Annotated in this window: 1 protein-coding gene; it reads right to left on the bottom strand. The window is 50.1% G+C overall.

All coding sequences use genetic code 11. The features are described 5' to 3' along the window. The coding region (locus ACFSB2_RS03005; RefSeq protein WP_377941162.1) for a condensation domain-containing protein at positions 1–418 on the bottom strand (418 nt) is incomplete at its 3' end. Between the last annotated feature and the right edge of the window lie 233 nt (positions 419–651).

Raw genomic sequence — 651 nt, forward strand, 5'->3', positions numbered from 1 at the left:
CCCCATCCGAAATAATATGGTGCATATCGATAGCCAACAGATGACGCTCCGCTCCCAACACCATTACCTCTACTCGTAACAACGGAGCTTCCCCTAAATTAAACAGACGTACAAACTCCCGTGCCCATTCCTCTGCCTCTGCCTCCGTCCCTTCTCGATACACCGGCGCAAACGAAATCTCGTCCAACACTTCCTGTACTGGTATTCCTCCCTGTACCACAAACCTCGTCCGCAACGACTCATGGCGCGCCACAAGCTGACCAAACGCCCATTCCAGACGTTCACGGTCCAGTTCCCCTTCTACCACCAGTACTGCTGGCATGTTGTACGCTGTCCCCTGCGGGTCCATCTCCTGCAACACATACATCCGCTTCTGAGCTGAAGACACCTCATAATATGACCGCCTTAACCCTGGCATGATAATCGCTTCCTCTCTTCATTTACATTAGTAGCCAAATAAATTCCATCCCATATATCTATCGCAATTAGCCTGAGTTATTTCGAATTAAACAGATTATTTCACTCCAAATACCCCCTTGGATTAACTGGTTCGATCATCGCATACGGCGACACCTTGCCATATGCTTCAATCCACTCTGCCAAGGTCCGCACAGTCGGCCACCGGAACAGTTCCCGTAAGGGTACATCCGT

Origin of the sequence: Alicyclobacillus fodiniaquatilis (assembly GCF_042678105.1) — a bacterium.
Lineage (GTDB): Bacteria > Bacillota > Bacilli > Alicyclobacillales > Alicyclobacillaceae > Alicyclobacillus > Alicyclobacillus fodiniaquatilis.